This window comes from Streptomyces sp. NPDC104831, from assembly GCF_055583025.1.
The window spans coordinates 52,114-73,958 of record NZ_JBVJOT010000021.1 but is presented as its reverse complement, the minus strand read 5'-3'; the positions used below and the strand labels follow the sequence as shown (position 1 = coordinate 73,958).

The 21,845-nt window shown below is 76.5% G+C and carries 4 protein-coding genes; all 4 read right to left on the bottom strand.

The features are described from left to right. Positions 1–94 precede the first annotated feature (94 nt). A complete protein-coding gene (locus tag ACZ63H_RS16570) occupies positions 95–631 on the bottom strand; it encodes a choice-of-anchor K domain-containing protein (RefSeq protein WP_469865537.1) in 537 nt (178 codons plus the stop codon). A gap of 149 nt (positions 632–780) precedes the next feature. Then, on the bottom strand, positions 781–1,320 hold the full coding sequence (locus ACZ63H_RS16565; protein ID WP_469865535.1) for a GNAT family N-acetyltransferase: 540 nt from the start codon (positions 1,318–1,320) through the stop codon (positions 781–783). A gap of 133 nt (positions 1,321–1,453) precedes the next feature. After that, positions 1,454–1,657, bottom strand: coding sequence for an MbtH family protein (locus ACZ63H_RS16560; RefSeq protein ID WP_318199944.1), 204 nt, complete (start codon positions 1,655–1,657; stop codon positions 1,454–1,456). Positions 1,658–1,782: 125 nt separating this feature from the next. Continuing rightward, positions 1,783–21,843 (bottom strand): non-ribosomal peptide synthase/polyketide synthase, encoded by a 20,061-nt coding sequence (locus ACZ63H_RS16555; protein ID WP_469865532.1) that lies wholly within the window; start codon positions 21,841–21,843, stop codon positions 1,783–1,785. Between the last annotated feature and the right edge of the window lie 2 nt (positions 21,844–21,845).

The following is a 21,845-nucleotide window of genomic DNA, read 5'->3' as shown; positions in this document are numbered from 1 at the left end:
CCCCGCCTTCCCTCCCCCCCCCCCCCCCCCCCCCTCCACCCCCCCCCCCCCCCCCCCCCCCCTCCCCCCCCCCCCCGCCGGCGTTTTCGTCGGGTCAGGACTCGGGCGCGGCCTTCCGCTGGAACCGGGCGAAGATCCAGGCGCTGTCCGTCTCCCCCTCGGGAACGTTGAAGCCGGTCGTCGTCTCGGTGTCCTTCAGCCTTCTGAAGCCGGTGATCTCCACGTCGTACTCGACATCGTCGACGTACACCTTCTCGGGCACGTGGAATTCCTGCAATTGGACGATGTCGTTCGGATTCGGCCCCTGGTTGGGTGTCTCGTTGTGGCGGAAGCGCACCTTGATGTCGCGGTCGAAGTTCCCGTTCTCGAAGTGCACCCTGATGGTGAGGTACACCCAGAGCTGCGACTGGTCCGCGAGGAAGACCGGGTAGTTGTAGTGCGTGAACTGGCCTATCGGAAATTCGCGGCCGTTGAGGATCGCCTCCATGGGATGGCCTTCGAAGTCGTAGCCGCTCACATTGCCGCCGGAGGCGGGCTGCCCCCACCTGATCTTTCCGGTGTTCACTCCCGTGAGACCCGGAAGGTTCGCACTGGTCCCCGTGAACGTGCCGCTGGTCTCGATGAGCCCCACTGCGGGATTCCCCTTTCCCTGGGCTTCGCCGAACGATTTTCCTGGCGTAGTGCTCCCGGTTTCCGGGAACAGGTCGTCGCCACTCTATGAGCCCGGGCCGGGGGTGACGAAACGAGAAATCAGGACAAAGGAAAAGGCCCTCGTTCCGCCTATCCCGGCTCGCCCGCGCCCTCCGTCCCGCCCTTCTCCCCGGTCGGGATGACCAGCAGCCTGGTGACCGAGCCGTCGTCGCCGACGACGTCCCGGACGTGGCGGAAGCCGAGGCGGCGGCACATGGCCAGGCTGGCGGTGTTCCCGGCGCCCACCATGCCGTACGCCTCGGTGAGGCCGAGGTTGTCGGCGGCGTGCCGGAGCAGGCCGCGGACCACCTCGCCGCCCAGGCCGCGCCCCCAGTAGCGGGGGACGAGGGCGGTGACGAGTTCGTGGCCGTCGACGTTGCCGGTCGGCTTGACCTCGGCGTGGCCGACGTAGTGGCCCTCGTGCCACAGGCCCCACACGTCGAACCGGCGCTGCGGGTAGACGTCGGTGAGGATGGCGCGGAACAGCTCGCGGATCTGCGGTTCGGGCACGAGGTCCTGGCCCATCCAGCGGCACACCTCCTCGTCGCGCAGCAGGGCGACGAAGACGTCCTCGTGCTCGGGCCGGTAGGGGAGGAAGTCCAGGCGTTCGGTGCGCAGGACGGGGGTCATGGCGGCCTCCTCGGGAGTGCTGCGGTGCGGTGGGGCCGAGGGCGGTGGGGCACCGGGCGGCGGCTCGTGGGGGGAAAGGGGGCGCCGGGCCGGCGCGTGGCCGGCCCGGCACGTGTCCGTGGCGCCTCGCCGGTCAGGCGCCGGTGTTCTCCATGCGCTCGCGCAGGCTCTTGGGGCGCATGTCGGTCCAGACCTCGTCGACGTAGGCGGAGCACTCGGCCTCGGTGCCCTCCTTGCCGACGGGCTGCCAGCCGGCGGGCACCTCGATGTCGACGGGCCACAGGGAGTACTGCTCCTCGTCGTTGCGCAGCACCTGGTAGCGGGTGTTCTCGTCCATGTCGTCTTCCTTCGTCGTGCGGTTCGGATGGGTGGTACGCGGGTGGTGGTGCGCGGTGGCCGGCGGGGAGCGGGAGCCGGGCCGGGCGGGCCGCCGGGGCGGGGCCGCGCGGGGGCACAGGGTCGTCACCGGCCTCCCCTGGCGTGCCGGGCGAGGTGGCGCAGGGCGGTGGCGAACTCCTCGGCCACCCGGCGCACGGTCGCGGTGTCGTGGACGCCGGGCCGGTGGTGCCAGGTGAAGGCGAGCCGGCCGTTCTGGACGGCGCCGACCACCTCCACCGGGTGCGAGCCGGCATCGCGCGGGTCGTGGTCCTGCCCGAAGGAGCCGTGCTCGGCACGGACCAGGCCGCCGTCCGCGGTGTCGGGGCGGGCGTCCCACTGGCCGAGGTAGTTGAACACCACCTGGCTGTGCGCGCTGCCGCCGAGGCGTTCGCGGACCTCCGGCGGGCCGAAGGTGCGCAGCGCGCCGAAGCCGATGCCGTTGCCGGGTACGGCGCGCAGCTGGCGGCGCACCGACTTCACCAGCGACCGCCAGTCCCGGTCCGGGCCGAGGTCGCCGGGGTCGGGCACCTGGAGGGCGACGGGGTGGACGGTGGTGAACCAGCCGACGGTGCGGGTCAGGTCGACGTCGTCGAGGAGGTCCTCGCGGCCGTGGCCCTCCAGGTCCAGGCGGACCCGGTCGTGTCCCCTCCAGCGGGCCAGGGCCAGGGCGAGGGCGGCGAGCAGCACGTCGTTCACCCGGGTGCGGTAGGCGGTGGGTGCCGAGCGCAGCAGGGCGGCGGTGTCCTCCTCGTCGAGTTCCACGTCCACCGTGCCGGCCGGTCCGGCACCGGCGTCCGGGGCCGGGGGCTCCTCGGTGTCCACCGCCTGCTCCCAGTAGGGCAGTTCGTGGTCGAGACCGCCCTCGGCGACGTGCGCCGCGAGCCGCCGGGACCATTCCCGGAAGCTGGTGCCGCGCTCCCCCAGCGCGACCGGACCGCCGTCGAGCGCCTGGCGGTAGGCGGTCTCCAGGTCGTCGCGCAGGATGCGCCAGGAGACGGCGTCCACGACCAGGTGGTGGGCGACGAGGAGGAGGAACGCGGGCCGGTCCGGCTCCCCGGTGAACAGGGCCGCGCGCAGTTGCGGGCCGCGGGCCAGGTCGAAGCTCGCGTGGAGTTCGTCGGCGGCCTTGGCCATGGCCGCGTCGGCGTCCTCGGCGGACAGTCCCGTCAGGTCGTGCCGCGTCAGGACGGACCCGCCGGTGGCGGGCGGCGGGTTGAACTGCCGCCAGCCGTCGGCCTCGTGGGTGAACGTCATGCGCAGGGCGTCGTGGTGCTCCAGCAGCGCGCCGAGGGCGGCGCGCAGGGCCCGCGGGTCGGGGGTGCCGGCGAGTTCGAACAGCGCCGACTGGTTGAAGTGGTGGTGGGCGGCGCGCGGTGTGGTGAGGAACCAGTGCTGGATCGGGGTGAGCGGCACGTCGCCGGTGACCGGGCCGGTGGCGGACGGCCGGGGCGCGGCGCGGACGACGGTGGCGAGATCGGCGACGGTCTGGTGGGTGAACAGGTCCCGGGTGGCCACGTGCAGGCCGTCGCGGCGCAGCCGGGAGACGACCTGCATGCTCAGGATGGAGTCGCCGCCGAGCGCGAAGAAGTTGTCGTCGGCGCCGACCTCCTCGATGCCCAGGACGTCGGCCCAGATCCGGGCGATCCGGCGTTCGGTGTCGGTGCGCGGGGCGGTCCGCGGTCCGTCCGCCGCCTGGGCCGGGCCGGGTGCGGGCAGGGCCCGGCGGTCGGTCTTGCCGTTCGGGGTGAGCGGCAGCCGGCCGAGCGGCACGAAGACGGACGGCACCATGTGCGGGGGCAGCAGTCCGGCCAGGTGCAGCCGCAGCTCCCCGACGGGCAGGGCGGCGGTGCCGGACGGCTCCGCGGGGACGACGTAGGCGACGAGCCGGGCCGGTGCGCCGGCCGGTTCCGCGCGGACGACGACGGCCGCGTCCCGCACCAGGGGGCTGCGGCGCAGCGCGCTCTCGATCTCGCCGGGTTCGATGCGGTAGCCGCGCAGCTTGACCTGGTCGTCGGCGCGTCCGGCGAACCGCAGCCGGCCGTCGGCGGTGCGGCGGACCAGGTCCCCGGTGCGGTACATCCGCTCCCCCGGCGCCCCGGACGGGTCGGGCAGGAACCGCCGGGCGGTCAGTCCCGCCCGGCCCAGATAGCCGCGGGCGAGGCCGGGCCCGGAGACGTACAGCTCGCCGGTGACGCCGGGCGGCACGGGGCGCAGGGCGGAGTCGAGCACCTGGACGCGGGTGACGCCGGCGGGACGGCCGATGGACGGCGTGCCGGTGCCGGGGGTCAGCGGGCCGGTCCAGGTGGCGACCACGGTGGCCTCGGTGGGGCCGTAGGAGTTGATCATCCGGCGGCCGGGGGCCCAGGTGTCGACCAGGTCGGCCGGGCATGCCTCGGCGCCCACGATGAGGGTGCGCAGCCGGGGCAGGGCGGCGGCGGTCGCCGGCGGTACGGTGGCCAGCGCGGCCGGCGGGATCAGGGTGTGGCTGATCTCCCGTTCGGCGAGCACCTCGGCGAGGCGTTCCCCGACCAGCGGCCCTTCCTCGCCGGTGACCAGCGCGGCCCCGCCGAGCAGGGAGACGCACAACTCCAGCACGGAGGCGTCGAAGCTCGGGGAGGCGAACTGCAGGACCCGGTCGCCGGGGCCGGCCGCGTACTGCTCGGCGGCGGCCGCGGCGAAGGCCGCGATGCCCCGGTGGGTGACCACGACGCCCTTGGGGGTGCCGGTGGAGCCGGAGGTGTAGATGACGTAGGCGGGGTGGGCGGGGGTGAGCGCGGCGGTGCGGTCGGCGTCCGTGGGCGCGGTGTCCGGTCCGTCGGCGTCCCACACCGCTGCCGGGTCGCCGAGGACGAGGCGGGCACCGGCGTCGCGGAGCATGAACTCCCTGCGCTGCGGCGGGTAGTCGGGGTCCACGGGCAGGAAGGCGCCGCCGGCCTTGGCGACGGCGAGCTGGGCCACGACGAAGGACGCCGAGCGGGGCAGCGCCAGGGCGACCACGTGCTCCGGTCCGACCCCGTCGCGGATGAGCCGGTGGGCCAGCCGGTTGGCCGTCCGGTCGACTTCCGCGTAGGTCAGTTCCCGGTCGCCGTCGATCAGCGCCACGGCGTCCGGGGTACGGGCCGCCTGCCGTTCGAACAGGGCGGGCAGGGTGGATTCGGGCACCGGGCCGAAGGTGCCCCGGTCCTGGGCCGACAGGGTCCTCAGCTCGTCGTCGGAGGCGAGCGGCAGGGCGCCGAGCGGGCGGCCCGGGTCCTCGGCCACGGCGCGCAGCAGGGTGCCGAGCTGTGCGGCCATCCGGTCGGCGGTGGCCGCGTCGAACAGGTCGGTGTTGTAGGTGAGCAGGCCGTGCAGGGCGCCGGTGCCGGTCTCGGCGAACTCCAGGGTGAGGTCGAACGCGGCCTGCTCCGAATCCGGTTCGACGTCGGTGACGTCCAGGCCGGGCAGGTCGAGGCCGGCGGCCGGGGTGTTCTGCAGGACGACCATGACCTGGAAGAGGGGGCTGCGGCTGGTGTCCCGCTCGGGCTGGACGGCGTCCACGACCCGTTCGAAGGGCACGTCCTGGTGGGCGAAGGCGTCGAGGACGGTCTGTCGTACGTCGGTGAGGAACGCGGTGAACGGGCGGGCTGCCTCGGCCCGGGAGCGCAGCACCAGCGTGTTGACGAAGAACCCGACCAGGCCCTGGGTCTCGGGCCGGTCGCGGCCGGAGGTGACGGTGCCCACGGCGATGTCCTCGGTGCCCGAGAGCCGCGCCAGGTAGGCCTGGGCGGCGGCGACGAGCGCGGTGAACAGGGTGGTGCCGTGGTCGCGGGCGAGCCGGGTGAGCCGCCGCACGGCCGGGGCGGGCAGCGTCAGCCGGGTGCTCGCGCCGGCGCTGGTGCGCACCGGCGGCCGGGGCCGGTCGGTGGGCAGCTCCAGCGGCGCGGTGCCGGCCAGTCGCTCCTTCCAGTAGGCGAGGTGCTCGTCGGCGGCGGTGGCCCCGGCGGTGCGCTGCCAGTGCGCGTAGTCGGCGTAGTGCACCGGCAGCGGCGGCAGTTCGGGTTCGGGGACGCCGGCTCCGGTGCGGTAGTAGTGGGCGAGGTCGCCGAGCAGGACGGCGGTGGACCAGCCGTCGGTGACGATGTGGTGCAGGGCGAGGGAGAGGACGTGGTCCCGCTCGGCGAGCCGCACCAGGCCGGCCCGCAGCAGCGGGCCCTCGCGCAGGTCGAAGGGGCGGGAGCGGTCCTGCGCGAGCAGCTTGCGCAGCGCCGCCTCCCTCGACCGCTCGGCGACTGCGGACAGGTCGCGGACGGGCAGCGGCACCTCCTGGGGCGGGTGCACGATCTGCACGCCGTGCCCGTCGACGCTGTCGAAGGTGGTGCGCAGGGACTCGTGCCGGGCCACCACGGCGGAGAGGGCCGCGCGGAGCGCGCCGGTGTCCAGGGGGCCGCGCAGCCGGAGGGCGAGCGCGGTGGTGTACTCGGCGCCGTCGGGCTCGAACTCCTGGAGGAACCAGAGGCGTTGCTGGGCGAGGGACATCGGTGCCACGGCGTCGCGGGCGACCGGGACGAGCGCCGGGCGGCCGGTGCCGCTCCGGGTGCCGAGCAGCCGGGCCAGGGCGGCCGGGGTGGGGTGGGTGAACACCGCGCGCGGGGTGACGTCGGTGTCGAAGGCCTCGGCGAGCCGGGAGGCGAGCCGGATGCTGAGGATCGAGTCGCCGCCGAGCTGGAAGAAGTCGTCGTCGACGCCGGGCGGTTCGCTGCCCAGCACCTCCGCGAAGACGGCCGCCGTGCGCCGCTCGGCCTCGGTGCGGGGCTCGGTCCGGGCGCGGCCCGGCAGGGCCTGTGGCACGGGCAGGGCGGCCCGGTCGACCTTGCCGTTGCGGCTGAGCGGGAGGGCGGCGAGCGGGACGACGACGGCGGGGACGAGGTAGTCGGGCAGGGTGCGGGCGGCGAAGGCCCGCAGGCCCTCGGCGTCCCGGCCGGCCTCGCCGACGACGTAGGCCACGAGCCGTTTGGCGCCCGGCCGGTCCTCGCGGGCCAGGACGGCGACGTCGGTCACGCCCGGGTGGGCGGCGAGCGCGGCCTCGACCTCGCCGGGCTCCACCCGGAAGCCGCGGATCTTGACCTGGTCGTCGGCCCGGCCGAGGAACTCCACGGTGCCGTCCGGGCGCCGCCGGGCCAGGTCGCCGGTGCGGTACATGCGGGCGCCGGGCGGGCCGAGCGGGTCGGCGAGGAAGCGGGCGGCGCTCTCGCCGGGGCGGCCGAGATAGCCGCGGGCGACGCCCTCGCCGGCCAGGTACAGCTCGCCCGGGCTGCCCGGTGGCACGGGGCGCAGCCGGGCGTCCAGGATGTGCGCCCGCATGTCGTCCAGCGGCCGGCCGATGGGGACGGTGCCGGGCACGGCCGCCGGGTCGGTGAGGGCGAAGGAGGTCGCGAAGGTGGTGGTCTCGGTGGGGCCGTAGCCGTCCACGACGGTCAGCCCGGGGCAGGCGGCCAGCACCCGGCGCACCGCCGCGGCGGGCACGACGTCGCCGCCGGTCCACACCTGCCCGAGGCCCCGGAAGCAGTCGGGGGCGTCCTGGGCGAGCAGCCGGAACAGTCCGGCGGTCAGCCACAGCGCGGTCAGCGAGCCGTCGGCGGCGAGCCGGCGCAGCAGGGCCGCGTCCACGGTGTCGCCGGGTGCGACGACCAGGCGGCCGCCGTTGAGGAGCGGCGCCCACACCTCGAAGGTGGCCGCGTCAAACGCCACCGGCGAGTGCAGCAGCACCCGCTCGCACACCCCGTCGGCGAACCGGCTGTCGGTGGCCAGCGCCGCCACGTCCCGGTGCCGCACCGCGACGGCCTTGGGCAGTCCGGTGGAGCCGGAGGTGAACATGACGTAGGCCAGCCGGTCGGGGTCGGGGACCGGCAGCGGCCGCGCCCCGGTGCCGGGCGCGGGCCGGCCGGGGCCGGTGTCCGGTGCCGCCCCCGCGAGGGTGCCTCCGGCCGCCTCCGCTTCGGCGGGGTGTGCCGGGCGGGCGGTGCCGGCGGGCGGCGTCCGGTCCGCCGTGGCGCCGGGGCGGGCCGCGGTCACGTCGGCCGCCGTGAGGCGGGTGGTCGCGCCCGCCTGGGTGAGCAGGGTGCGGCGGCGTTCCCCGGGGGCGCGGGGGTCGACGGGGACGTAGGCGCCGCCGGCGAGGAGCACGGCGAGCTGGGCGACGACCAGTTCGGCGCAGCGGTCCAGCGGCAGGGCCACCCGGTCCTCGGGCGCCAGCCCGCCGGCCACCAGCCGCCCGGCCAGCGCCTCGGCCCACGCGTGCAGTTCGCGGTACGTCAGCTCCCGGTCGCCGTCCTGGACGGCGACCGCGTCCGGGGTGCGGCGGGCCTGCTCGGCGAACAGGTCGACGGGGCTGCGCGGGACGGCCGGGCGGGCGGTGGTGTTCCAGGCGGCCAGCAGCTCGCGGTCGGCCGGGGTGAGCAGGTCCAGGTCGGCCAGGTCGGTGTCGAAACCGTCGGCGAGGGCGGTGAGCAGCGCGGCCAGCCGGCCGGCGGCGCGCTCGGCGGTGCCGGGGTCGAACAGGGCGGGGTCGTAGGCCAGGTCGAAACCGAGCCGTTCGTCGAGGTGGGCGCGCAGGCACCAGGCGAAGGTGGTGGCGTCGTCGGCGCGCACCTCCGCCACCCGGACGCCGGTGCGGGCGGTCGCCGACTCGTCCACGGGGTAGTTCTCGAACACCACCATGCTGTCGAACAGCGGCTCGCCGGGCGGGACCTCGGCGACGGCCTGGATGCGGGGCAGCGCGAGGAAGTCGAAGCGGCGGGCGTCGCTCTGCCGTTCCTGGAGGTCGCGCAGCCAGGGCAGCACCGGCCCGGCGGGGATCCGCACCCGGGTCGGCACGGTGTTGACGAACATGCCGATCATGCCTTCGACGCCGGGCAGTTCGGCCGGGCGGCCGGAGACGGTGGTGCCGAACACGACGTCGTCCCGGCCGCCCGAGCGGGCCAGCAGCAGCGCCCAGGCGCCCTGCACCACGGTGTTGACGGTGAGTCCGGCGCGGGCGGCGCCCTCCCGCAGCCGCCGGGACACCCCGGCGTCCAGCTCGTGGCGGACGGCCGCGGCGGAGCGGGCGCGGTGGGCCTCGGCGGGCGTGCGGTCGTACGGCAGCGGGGTGCGGGCGGTGAACCCGGCGAGCGCGTCGGCCCAGTGCCGTTCGGCGGCCGTCTCGTCCTGCGCGCCGAGCCAGTGCAGGAAGTCCGCGAAGGGCCGCCGCACCGGGGGTGCCTCCTGGGGACCGCCGGTGAGGGCCGCGTAGCGTGCGCAGACCTCGGTGAGCAGCTGCCCGGTGCTCCAGCCGTCGAGCACGATGTGGTGGGTGGACCACAGCAGCAGCACCTCGTCGCCGGGCAGGGCGGCCAGGGTGAGCCGGGTGAGCGGCGCGGTGGTGAGGTCCAGGCCGGCGGCGCGGTCCTCGGCGAGCAGCCGCTCGGTGCGCTCGGCGCGCTCGGCGGGCGTGAGGGTGCGCCAGTCGAGGTGGGTGACGGGCAGTTCGGCACGGCGGTGGACGAGCTGGACGGGGTGGGGCAGGCCGTGCCAGTGGACGCTGGTGCGCAGCGCCGGGGTGCGGTCGGCGACCTGCTGCCAGGCGGTGGCGAAGGCGTGCGGGTCGGCCACCCCGGACAGCCGTACGGCCGTGCGGTCGAAGTAGGCGTGCTCGGTGTCGACGAGGCCGTGGAAGAGCATGCCGGACTGGAGCGGGGTGAGCGGCAGCACGTCCTCGATGTGCCGGCCGGTCCCGACGAGCCGGTCCAGCTGTTCCTGGCCGAGTCCGGCGAGGGGGAAGTCGGAAGGGGTACGGCCGCCGGCCCCGGGGTCCGCGCAGTGCGTCACGATCTCGCGCAGGGCGGCGAGGGTGTCCTCGGCGAGCCGGCGGACGGTGGCCTCGTCGTGGACGGCCGGCGGGTAGGTCCAGCCGAGTTCGAGGCGGCCGTGCTGGACCACGCCGGTGATGTCCAGCAGGTAGGGGCGCGGCTCGTCGGGATCGGTGTCGCGGCCGGCCGGGGGCAGCGCGCCGCGGAACAGGCCGTCGGTGCCGTCGGCGTCCCACTGGCCGTGGTAGTTGAAGCCGATCCTCGGTGCCGGGGCGCCGGCGAGGGGGCTGCCGGGCACCAGGTGGCGCAGGGCGCCGTGGCTCAGGCCGCGCAGCGGGACCGCGCGCAGTTGCTCCTTGACCGAGCGGAGGGTGTCGTGCCAGCCGGCGTCCGGGGCGACGCGCAGCGCGAGCGGGTACTCGGCGGTGAACCAGCCGACGGTCCGCGACAGGTCCACGTCCTCGAACAGTTCCTCGCGGCCGTGGCCCTCCACGCCCAGCAGGACGGTGTCGCGTCCGCACCAGCGGGCCAGGGTGCGGCCGAGGGCGCTGAGCAGGACGTCGTTGACCTGGGTGCGGTAGGTCTCCGGGACCCGGCGCAGCAGGGCGTCGGTGGTGGCCCGGTCCAGGGTGACGGTGAGGGTGGCGGCGGTGCCGTGGGTGTTCGGGCCGGGGCGGGTGGCGGGCAGCTCGGCGGGGGCCGTGCCGGTGCGGGTCCAGTACGGCAGGTCGGCGTCCAGGGCGCCGGAGCGGGTGTGCCGCTCCAGGCGGGCGGCCCAGTGGCCGTAGGGGGTGCCGGCGGCGGGCAGGTCGGCGGGCCGGCCGGCCGCCGCCGCCCGGTGGGCGGCCTCCAGGTCCGCGAGCAGGATGCGCCAGGACACCCCGTCGATCACCAGGTGGTGCGCGGTGACGACGAGCTGGCCGGGCCGCTCGGGGCCCCGGTCGAGGAACAGGACGCGAACGACCCGCCCGGCGGTGGGATCGAGGCCGGCCTGTGCCTCCTCCGTCAGCCGCTGGGCCTCCCCCTCCAGTGCCGGGTCGTCCAGCGCGGCCACGTCGTGCCGGGTGAACACGCCGTCCGGGGCGTCGGGCAGCGCCTCCTGGCGCCAGCCGTCGGAGGTGTGGCGGAACCGGGTGCGCAGGGCGGCGTGCCGGCGGACGACCGCCCCGGTGGCCTGCTCCAGGTCCGGGGAGCGGGTGCCGGCGGCGAGCTGCAGGCGCTGGGTCATGGTGAACCGCAGCGGCCGTGCGGGGTCGCGGCCGTCCAGGTACCAGTGCTGGATCGGGGTGAGCGGTGCCTCGCCGGGCTCCTCGGTCGCGGCCTGCCGGGGCGCCGACTCCTTGGCGCGCAGGGCGAGTTCGGCGACGGTCTGGTGCCGGAAGACGTCCTTGGTGGTGAGGGCGAGTCCGGCCTGCCGGGCGCGGGAGACGATCTGGATGCTCAGGATGGAGTCGCCGCCGAGGGTGAAGAAGTTGTCGCGGGCGCCGACGCGTTCCACGCCGAGCACCTCGGCCCAGATGGCGGCCAGGCGTTCCTCGGTGCCGGGCCGGGGGGCGACGTAGGGGGTGGTGCTGTCGGGCTGCGCGGGCGGGGCGGGCAGGGCGCGCCGGTCGGTCTTGCCGCTGGTGGTGCGGGGAATGCGGGCGAGCGGGACGAACGCGGCGGGCACCATGTGGTCGGGCAGGGCGCCGCGCAGCGCGAGCCGCAGGGCGTCGGCGGACGGGACGCGGCCGGCGGCGGGCACGACGTAGCCGACGAGCATGAGCCGGCCGGCGTGTTCGCGGGCGGCCACCGCGGCGTCGGCGACGTCGGGGTGGTCCAGCAGGGCGGCCTCCACCTCGCCGGGCTCGATGCGGAACCCGCGTATCTTGACCTGTTCGTCCACCCGGCCCAGGAACTCCAGCAGCCCGTCCCGGTCCCAGCGGGCCCGGTCCCCGGTGCGGTACATCCGCTCCCCCGGCGCGCCGAACGGGTCGGCGAGGAAGCGGGCGGCGGTGAGGCCGGGCCGGTTCAGGTAGCCGCGGGCGACCTGTGCCCCGGCCAGGTACAGCTCGCCGGGCACGCCGGGCGGCACCGGCCTGAGGGCGCCGTCGAGGACGTAGGCGCGCAGGCCCCCGCCGGGGCGTCCGATGGCGGGGCGGTCGGGCCGGTCGGCGGCGCGGCCGTAGACGGCGTCGACGGTGCACTCGGTGGGCCCGTACATGTTGTACACGGCGACGCCCAGCTCACGGTCGGCGCGCACGAGTTCGCGCCAGTCGGCCGGGGTGACGGCCTCGCCGCCGACGAGCAGCAGGCGCGGGTGGTGGCGGCCGGGGGCGAGCAGTCCGGCGGCGGTCAGTTCGCGCAGGAACGTCGGGGTGACGTTGACCAGGTCCAGGCGGTGTGCGGCGACCTGGTCGCAGAACGCCTGGGGGTCCAGGCGGACGTCCTCGTCCATGAGGTGCACCTCGTGGCCGAGGGCGAGCAGCAGCGGCCCCTCCCAGGAGGTGTCGAAGGAGAAGGAGGCACTGAGCGCGGCGCGCAGCCGGTGTCCGTCCGCGGTGTGCGGGGCGAGCAGGCCCTCGCGGTGGTCGTGGCAGAGGTTGACCAGCTGCCGGTGTTCGACGGCGACGCCCTTGGGGCGGCCGGTGGAGCCGGAGGTGTAGACGAGGTAGGCGGTGTGCCCGGGCAGCAGGGGCCGGATGCGGTCCGCGTCGGTCGGGTCGTGGTCGGGCAGCCGGTCCCAGGGCACCTCGCCGAGGCCGGTCAGCAGGGTGTGCGGGCGGGCGTCGGCGAGGAGGAGGTCCTGCCTCGGCCCGGGGAGCCCGGGGTCGACGCAGAGCAGGGTGGCGCCCGCCTTGAGGACGGCGAGCAGGGCGACCATCAGGTCGGTGGTGCGCGGCAGCCGTACGGCGACCACGTCCTCGGGGCCGGCGCCGCGGGCGATGAGGTGGTGGGCGAGCCGGTTGGCGCGGGCGTTGAGCGCGGCGAAGTCCAGGGTGGTGTCGCGGGCGGCCAGGGCGGTGTGGTGGGGGGTGCGGGCGGCCTGGGCCTGGAAGAGGGCGGGGAAGGTGGTGTCCGGCGCGGGCAGCGGGGCGCCCCGGCCGTGGCGGAGCACCTGGCGCCGTTCGTCGCCGGTCATCAGCGGCAGCCGGCCCACCGCCTGCCCGGGGTCCTCGGCGGCGGCCTCCAGCAGGACGCGCAGCCGGGCGGCGAGGCGTTCGGCGGTGTCGGTGTCGAACAGGCCGGTGTTGTACTCCAGGTGGCCGGTGAGGCCGCCGTCGGTCTCCACGAAGTCGAAGGCGAGGTCGAAGGCGGCGGTGCGGACGGGCGGGGTGACCGGCCGCACCGTCAGGCCGGGCAGCCGGGGCGGTTCGGCGCCGAGGTTGTGCAGGGCGACCATGACCTGGAACAGGGGGGTGCGGCTGGTGTCCCGTTCGGGCTGGACGGCGTCCACGACGCGTTCGAAGGGCACCTCCTGGTGGGCGAACGCCTCCAGGACGGTGGTGCGCACCTCGCCCAGCAGTTCCCGGAAGGGCAGTTCGGGACGGACCCGGGCGCGCAGCACCAGGGTGTTGACGAACATGCCGACCACGTCGTGCAGTTCGGGCCGCTCGCGGCCGGCGGTGACGGTGCCGACGGTGACGTCCTCCTGGCCCGCCCAGCGGGCGAGGAGGACCTGGCAGGCGGCCACCAGGGTCATGTAGAGGGTGGCGTCGGCTTCCCGGCCGCGTTCGCGCAGCCGCTCGGTGAGCGCGGCGGGCAGGGTGAAGGTCAGCAGGGCGCCGGTCCGGGTGCGCACGGCGGGGCGGGGCCGGTCGGTGGGCGGCTCCAGCGGGGTCACGCCCTCCAGGGCCTCGCGCCAGTAGGCGAGGTCGGACTCGGCGTGTTCGGCGCGGGTGCGCTGCCAGGCGGCGTAGTCGGCGTAGCGGACGGGCAGGGCGGGCAGGGCGGGGCGGCGCCTCTCCAGGGCCGCGGTGTACAGCTCGCCCAGGTCCCGGGCCAGCACACCGCCGGACCAGCCGTCGGTGACGATGTGGTGGACGGCGAGGACGAGGACGTGCTCGTCGTCGGCGAGCCGGGCCAGGCGGGCGCGCAGCAGCGGCCCGCCGGACAGGTCGAAGGGGGTGGCCGCTTCGCGTTCCAGCAGGGCGTCCAGGGCGCCGTCGTCCGCGAGGTCGTCCACCGGGAGGTCGACCGGCCGGGGCGGGTGGACGAACTGCCGTGCGCGGCCGTCGTGTTCGGCGAAGGTGGTGCGCAGCGCCTCGTGCCGGGCGACCAGGCCGTCCAGCGCGGTGCGCAGCGCGGTGGTGTCGAGCGGGCCGCGCAGCCGCAGCGCGGACAGGGTGGTGTGGTCGGTGCCGCCCGGCTCGAACCGGTCGAGGAACCACAGGCGCTGCTGGGCGTACGACAGGGGGGCCGGGGCGTCCGGGTCGGCGGCCGGGATGGTGTCGGCGGCGTCGGCGGCGTCGGTGGTCCGGGGTTCGCCCAGCGCGGCGGCGAGCGCGGACAGCGTGGAGTGGGTGAACAGCAGCCGGGGCGAGACGTCGGTGCCGAAGGCGGCGCGCAGCCGGGAGGTGACGCGGACGGCGAGGATGGAGTCGCCGCCGAGGGCGAAGAAGTCGTCGTCGGCGCCGACCTCGCCGGTGTCCAGGACGTCCGTCCAGGCGGCGGCGACCAGCCGCTCGGCCCGGGTGCGCGGCGGGGTGCGGGTGGCGTCGGCGGCGAAGCCGTCGGGGCCGGGCGCGGGCAGGGCGCGCCGGTCGAGCTTGCCGTTGACGGTGAGCGGCAGCGCGGTCATCGGCACATAGGCGGCCGGCACCATGTGCGCGGGCAGCAACGCCTCCAGGTGGGCGCGGAGTTCGGCGGCCGGCGGGGGTGGCACGGGGCGGTCGCCGGTGCCGGTGCCGACGACGTGGGCGACCAGCCGGCGGGTGCCGGCGGCGTCCTCGTACACGCCGACGGCGGCCGCGCCGACCTCCGGGTGGCGGTGCAGGGCGGCCTCGATCTCGCCGGGCTCGATGCGGTAGCCGCGGATCTTCACCTGCTGGTCGGCGCGGCCCAGGTACTCCAGGGTGCCGTCGGCCCGCCAGCGGGCCCGGTCGCCGGTGCGGTACATGCGGCTGCCGGGGCGTCCGAACGGGTCGGCGGGGAAGCGGGCCGCGGTGAGTCCGGGGCGGTTCAGGTAGCCGCGTGCCAGGCCCTCGCCGGCGACGAACAGCTCGCCGACGGCGCCGGGCGGCAGCGGCTGGAGGCGGTCGTCCAGGACGTAGAGCCGGAGGTCGGGGATGCCGGTGCCGATGGGGCTCGCGGTGCCGGCGCGGGCCGCGGCGGCGTCCAGCGGGGCGTAGGTGACGTGCACGGTGGTCTCGGTGATGCCGTACATGTTCACCAGGCGGGGCGCGGTGTCCGCGTGGCGGGCGTACCAGTCGGCGAGCCGGGCGACGTCCAGCGCCTCGCCGCCGAACACCACCGTGCGCAGCGCCAGCCGGGCGCCCACCTCGGGCCGTTCGGCGTCGGCGCGGATCAGCGGGTAGAAGGCGGAGGGGGTCTGGTTGAGGACGGTGACCCGTTCGTCGGCGAGCAGGCGCAGGAAGTCCTCCGGCGAACGGGCGGTGTCCTCGGGGACGATCACCAGCCGGCCGCCGTGCAGCAGCGGGCCCCACAGCTCCCACACCGAGAAGTCGAAGGCGTAGGAGTGGAACAGCGTCCACACGTCGTCGGGGCCGAAGCCGAACCAGGGCCGGGTGCGGGCGAACAGGCGGACGACGTTGGCGTGCGGGACGACGACGCCCTTGGGCCGGCCAGTGGAGCCGGAGGTGTAGATGGCGTAGGCGGGGCTCTCGGGCAGCGCCCGGCGGGGCGGGCCGGCGGCCGGGCGGCGGGCCAGGTCGGCGCGCACGTCCGGGTCGTCCAGCAGCAGCCGGGGCACGCCGGTCGCGGCCGTGGCCTGCCGGGTGGTCACCAGCGCCACCGGCCGGGCGTCGTCCAGCAGGTGCCGGAGGCGGTCGGCGGGCAGGGCGGGGTCGGCGGGCAGATAGGCGGCGCCGGTCTTGAGGACGGCGAGGACGGCCACGACGAGGTCGGTGGAGCGGGGCAGCGCGAGGGCGACGAACGTCTCGGGTCCGGCGCCGAGTTCGGCGAGCCGGTGCGCGAGCCGTCCGGAGCGCGCGTCCAGGGTGGCGTAGTCGAGCCGTTCGCCGCCGCAGGTGACGGCCTCGGCGCCCGGGGTGCGGGCGGCCTGGGCGGCGAACAGGGCGTCCAGGGTGGCGGCGGGCCGGCCCTCCTCGGTGCCGTTCCAGTCCGTCAGCATCCGGCGCCGCTCCTCGGCGGTCGTCCAGGCGAGGGCGTGCGGCGGCCGGTCCGGGTCGTCGGCCAGCTCGGTGAGCAGCAGGCACAGCCGGTCGGCGAGGGAGCGTACGGTCGGGGCGTCGAACAGCTCGGGGTCGTAGGCGAGGTCGAAGCCGAACCGCTCGCCCTGGTAGGCGCGCAGCACCAGCGGGTAGTTGGTGGCGTCGCGGGAGGAGACGTCGGCCAGCCGGATGCCGGTGGTGGCCGAACGTGCCTCGTCGAAGGGGTAGTTCTCGAAGGCGACCATGCTGTCGAACAGCGGGCTGCCCGCGGGTACGTCGCTGAGCGCGGTCAGCTCGGCGAGGGACACGTCGGCGAACCGCCGGGCCTCGGCCTGCTCCTCCTGGAGCCGCCGCAGCCAGTCGGCGGCCGTGCGGTCGCCGTCCACGCGGACGCGGGTGGGCAGGGTGTTGATGAACATGCCCACCATCGACTCGGCGCCGGGCAGGTCGTCGGGGCGGCCGGAGACGGTGGTGCCGAACAGCACGTCCGGCTCGCCGGCGTAGCGGGACAGCAGCAGCGCCCAGGCGCCCTGCACCACGGTGCCGAGGGTGAGCCCGGCGCTCCGGGCGGTGCGGGCGAGCCGCGCGGAGACCTCAGGGGACAGCCCGGCCGTGTGCACGCCGGCCGAGCGGGTCTCGTGGCCCGGGCGGCGGACGCGGTCGGCGGGCAGCGGGGTGGGCGTGGCGAACCCGGTGAGGACGGCCCGCCAGTGCTCGCGCGCGGCCGAGGAGTCCCGGCCGGCCAGCCAGTGCACGTAGTCGCCGAAGGGGCGGCGCGCCGGGGGCCGGGGCGGGGTGCCGGTGGTGAGCGCGGCGTACTCCTCGAAGACGTCGGTGAGCACCTGGGCGAGGCTCCAGCCGTCCAGGATCAGGTGGTGGGAGGTCCACAGCAGGTGCAGCCGGGCGTCGGGCAGCCGGACGAGGGTGAGCCGCATCAGCGGTGCCGTGCCGAGGTCCAGGCCGCGCGCGAGGTCGTCGGCGCGCAGCCGCTCCAGCCGGGCGGCCCGCTCCCCCGCGTCCAGCTCCCGCCAGTCCGCCTGCTCCACGGGCACGGTGACGTGCCGGTGGACGACCTGGAGCGGCACCGGTACGCCCTCCCACACCACGCGGGTGCGCAGGGCCGGGGTGCGGTCGGTCACCCGCTGCCAGGCCAGGGCGAGGGCGTCGGGGTCCGTGACGCCCTCCAGCAGGAGGGCGGCCTGGTCCACGTACACGTCGTCCGGGCCGCCGACCAGCCGGTGGAAGAGCATGCCCTCCTGGAGCGGGGTGAGCGGCAGCAGGTCCTCCACGTCCCGGCCGTCGCCGGCCAGGCGGTCCACTCCCGCCTGGTCCAGGCGGGCCAGCGGGAAGTCGGAGGGGGTACGGCCGCCCGCGCCGGGTGCGGCGCAGTGTTCGGCGATGGCGGCGAGCGCGGTCACCATGCCGTCGGCCAGCCGCCGTACGGTGCCGGCGTGGTGCACCTGGTCGCTGTAGTGCCAGGTGATCTCCAGTTCGCCGTCGGCGACGAGGGCGGACACGTCCAGGAGGTGGTCCAGGGGCGCGCCGGGGTCCATGTCGGTGCCGGGCACGTCGGCGACGGGCGTGAAGTCCCCTCCGGCGGACGCCTCCCACTGGCCGTGGTAGGTGAAGCACACCTGGGGCAGCGGGAGTCCGCCGAGCGCCCGCGCGTCGGGCAGGGGCGAGCCGAGGTGGCCGAGGGCCTGGTAGCCGAGGCCCCGGCGGGGCACCGCCCGCAGGCGTTCCTTGACGGCCTTGAGGGTGGTCCCCCAGTCGTCCGGGCCGGCCGGGGCGAGGGTGACGGGGTACTGGGTGGTGAACCAGCCGACCGTGCGGGACAGGTCGGCGCCCTCGGCCAGGTCCTCCTCGCGGCCGTGGCCCTCCAGGGCGACGGTCACCCGGTCGGCGCCCGTCCAGTCGGCCAGCACCCGGCCCAGCGCGCTCAGCAGCACGTCGTTGACCTGGGTGCGGTAGACGCCCGGCACCCTGCGCAGCAGGGCCTCGGTGGTGGCCCGGTCCACCCGGGTGCGGACCGTGCGCACGGATCCGGCGAGCGGGGTGCCGGGCAGGTCGACGGGGAGCGGGGTGCGCGGTTCGGCGGTCTCCCGCGTCCAGTGGGGCAGGTCGTCGTCCAGGCCGCCGGCCCGGACCCGTTCGGCGAGGTCGCGCGCCCAGGCGGTGAACGGGGTGTGTTCGGGCTCCAGTCGCGGTTCCCTGCCCAGCGCGGCCTGCCGGTAGGCCGTCTCCAGGTCGGCGAGCAGGATCCGCCAGGAGACGCTGTCGACGGCCAGGTGGTGTGCCGCCAGGAAGAGTCGCGGGCGGTCCGGGCCGGTGAGCAGGGCGGCGCGCAGCAGGGTGCCGGTGGCCGGGTCCAGGGCGGCGCGGGCGGCGCGGGCCGCCTCGGCGGGCGGGGTGCCGGGGGCGCAGCGGGTCAGCAGTCCGCCGGCCGGGCCGGTGCCGGGGTGCTGCCGCCAGGTGTCCCCGGTGCGGGTGAAGCGGGTGCGCAGGGCGGGGTGGCGGGCCACCACGGCGTCCAGCGCCCGTTCCAGTGCCTCCGCGTCGAGGTCGTGGGGCAGGTCGAGCAGCATCGACATGGCGAAGTGGCGCAGCGGCCCGTGGGTGGCGAAGAACCACTCCTGGACGGGGGTGAGCGGGGCGGGCCCGTCCTCGTGCGGGCGCCGGGGCGCGGGCACGGCGGCGGTGCGGCGGGTCGCGGCGGCGGCCAGGCCGGCGACCGTCTGGTGCCGGAAGACGTCCTGGGAACCGATGCCGAGGCCGGCGGCGCGGGCCCGGGAGACGGCCTGGATGCCGAGGATGGAGTCGCCGCCCAGCTCGAAGAAGTTGTCGGTGACGCCCACCCGGTCCACCCCGAGCACCTCGGCCCAGATGCCGGCGAGCGTCTCCTCCTCCGGGGTGCGGGGCGCGGTGAACTCCCTCTCCCGCACCGGGTTCTCGGGGGCGGGGAGGGCACGGCGGTCGAGTTTGCCGCTGGTGGTCAGGGGCAGCGAGTCCAGCGGGGTGAAGGAGGACGGCACCAGCGCCTCGGGCAGCACCCGCAGCAGGGCCGCCCGCAGGTCGGCGGGGGCGGGGCGGGGCGCGCCGGGCGCCGGGACGACGTAGGCGGCCAGACGGGTGTGGCCGTGCGGGTCGCGCACGGCGACGACCGCGGCGCCGGCGATGCCGTCCAGCGCGAGCAGGGCGGCCTCGATCTCGCCGGGTTCGATGCGGTGGCCGCGCACCTTGACCTGGTCGTCGGCGCGCCCCAGGTAGTCGAGGCGGCCGTCGGCGGTCCAGCGGGCCAGGTCGCCGGTGCGGTACATCCGCTCCCCCGGCGCCCCGAACGGGTCGGGGAGGAAGCGGGCCGCGGTCAGGCCCGGCCGGCCGGTGTAGCCCCGGGCGAGCTGCGGGCCCGCGAGGTACAGCTCGCCGCCCACGCCGGGCGGCACCGGCCGGAGCCGGGCGTCCAGCACATAGGCCCGCAGGCCGGGCAGGGGGCGGCCCACCAGCGGGCGGTCGCGGTCGTCGATCCGGCAGGACAGCGCGTCGACCGTGCACTCGGTGGGGCCGTAGAAGTTGTGCGCCGTCACGTCCGGGTGGGCGGCCAGCTCCCGCCACAGCGCGGGCCCGACGGGCTCGCCGCCGAGCATGAGGACGCGGGGGCGGTGCCGGGGGTCGGTGAGCAGTCCGGCGGGCAGCAGCTGGCGCAGGTAGGAGGGGGTGACGTCGAGGAAGTCGATCCGGTGCTCGACCACGTACTCCACCAGCGCGGCCGGGTCCATCCGGGTGACCTCGTCGACCAGGTGCAGCGGGTGGCCGTCGGCCAGCAGCAGCACGCCTTCGAGGGAGGTGTCGAAGGAGAAGGACGCGGTGAGCGCGACCCGCAGCGGGCCGCCGCCCGCCTCGGCGACGAAGCCGGACCGGTGCGCGGCGAGCAGGTGGGCCGCCGCGCGGTGCGGCACGGCGACGCCCTTGGGGCGGCCGGTGGAGCCGGAGGTGTGGATGACGTACGCGGTGTGCTCCGCGTCCAGCGGGGCGCGCCGGTCGGCGTCGGTGGGGTCGGTGTCGGGGGCGGTCGCGGGTACGGCGCCGAGGGCGGCCTCGTCCAGGACCAGGGCCGGGCGGGCGTCGTCCAGCAGGTACCGGACGCGCTCCTCGGGCAGCGCCGGGTCCAGCGGCAGATAGCCGGCGCCCGCCTTCCACACGGCGAGGATCGCGGTGATCATGTCGGCGGTGCGCGGCAGCCGCAGCGCGACCAGCCGCTCGGGGCCGGCGCCGAGCGCGATGAGGTGGTGGGCGAGCCGGTTGGCGCGGGCGTTGAGGGTGGCGTAGTCCAGCCGTTCGCCGCCCGCGACGAGCGCGAGGGCGCCGGGGGTACGGGCCGCGCGGCGCTGGAAGATCTCCGGGTGGGTGGCGTCGGGCAGGGGCTGGAGCGGGCCGGCGCTCCAGTCGCGCAGGATGTGCCGTGTCTCGTCCCGCGAGAGCAGCGGCAGGCTGTCCAGCGGGCGGTCCGGCGCCTCGGCCGCGCCCTGGAGCAGGCGCAGCAGTTGTCCGGCCAGCCGCTCGGCGGTGCCGGCGTCGAACAGGTCGGTGCGGTACTCCAGCAGCCCGGTCAGGCCCGCGCCGTCCGGCACGAACTCGATGCTCAGGTCGAAGGTGGCCGCCCGCCGGGGCACGGCGACCGGGGTGGCGGCGAGCCCGCGCGGGGCGGTGGCGGCGGGCGGGGCGGGGTGCAGCAGCACCATCACGTCGAACAGCGGGTTGCGGCCCGCCTCGCGGGGCGCGCCCACCGTCTCCACGATCCGCTCGAACGGCGTGTCGCCGTGGGCGAAGGCGTCGCCCACCGTGTCGGCGGCCTTCGCGAGCAGATCGCGGAAGGACGCGGAGGCGTCCACCGGGGTGCGCAGCACGACGGTGTTCACGAAGAACCCGACGGTCCGTTCGAGGTCGGTGCGGGGCCGGCCGGGGGTGAGGGAGCCGACGGCGATGTCGTCCTGCCCGGACCAGCGGGCCAGCAGCGCCTGGACGGCGGCGACCAGGGCGGTGTGCAGGGTGCTGTGCCGCTCGGCCGCGAGGTCGCGCAGGCGGGCGGTCAGGGGGGCCGGGACGGTGAAGGCGTGGACGGCGCCCTCGCCCGCCTCCTCGCCGCGCCGGGGCCGGTCCAGGGGCAGTTCGGGTGCCACCGTCCCGGCCAGCCTGGCCTTCCAGTGGGCGAGTTCGCGGTCGAGGCGGGGGCCGGAGAGCTGGGCGCGCTGCCACACCGCGAAGTCCGGGTACTGCGTCGGCACCGGGGGCAGCCGGGGGGCGGTGCCGCGCGCCAGGGCGTCGTAGGCGGCGCACAGTTCGTCCAGGACCACGCCCATCGACCAGCCGTCGGTGACGATGTGATGGGCCGTCAGCAGCAGCACGTGCGCGGCCGGTGACTCGCGCAGCAGCAGGGCGCGCAGCAGCGGGCCGTGCCGCAGGTCGAAGGGGCGGGAGTACTCGGCCAGCAGGTCCGCGTCCAGGTCGCTCGTGTCCCGGACCGGCAGCGTGACCGGGGCCGCCGGGTGGACGCGCTGCGCCGGACGGCCGTCGGTCTCCTCGAAGGTGGTGCGCAGGGCGTCGTGCCGGGCGACGACGGCGGCGAGGGCCGCGCGCAGCGCCTCGTGGTCCAGCGCGCCGGTGAAGCGGACCGCGACCGCGCTGTTGTAGCGGGCGTCGCCGGGCCGCAGCCGGTCCAGGAACCACAGGCGCTGCTGCGCGAACGACAGCGGCAGCGGCCGGTCGCGGTCGGCGCGCGGGATGCCCGGCCGGGCGGCCGGCGCGGTGCCGCCGGCGGCCCGGCCGGCGAGGCGCCGCCGCAGCGCCTCCCGCATCTCCTCGGGCAGTGCCTCGGCACGGTTTCGCCGGGAGGAACCGGAGGAAGCGGCGGGCCGGGCCGGGCGGGCGGCGCCGGAGGAGGAGTCGGTGGGGCCAGAGGAGCCGGAGGAGGGGGAAGGGGTCGAAGACGTCATGG

Bases quoted from the DNA above. Each gene is read 5' to 3' on its own strand.
- ACZ63H_RS16565 (WP_469865535.1), bottom strand. From the start codon at position 1,320: ATGACCCCCGTCCTGCGCACCGAACGCCTGGACTTCCTCCCCTACCGG.
- ACZ63H_RS16560 (WP_318199944.1), bottom strand. From the start codon at position 1,657: ATGGACGAGAACACCCGCTACCAGGTGCTGCGCAACGACGAGGAGCAG.
- ACZ63H_RS16555 (WP_469865532.1), bottom strand. From the start codon at position 21,843: ATGACGTCTTCGACCCCTTCCCCCTCCTCCGGCTCCTCTGGCCCCACC.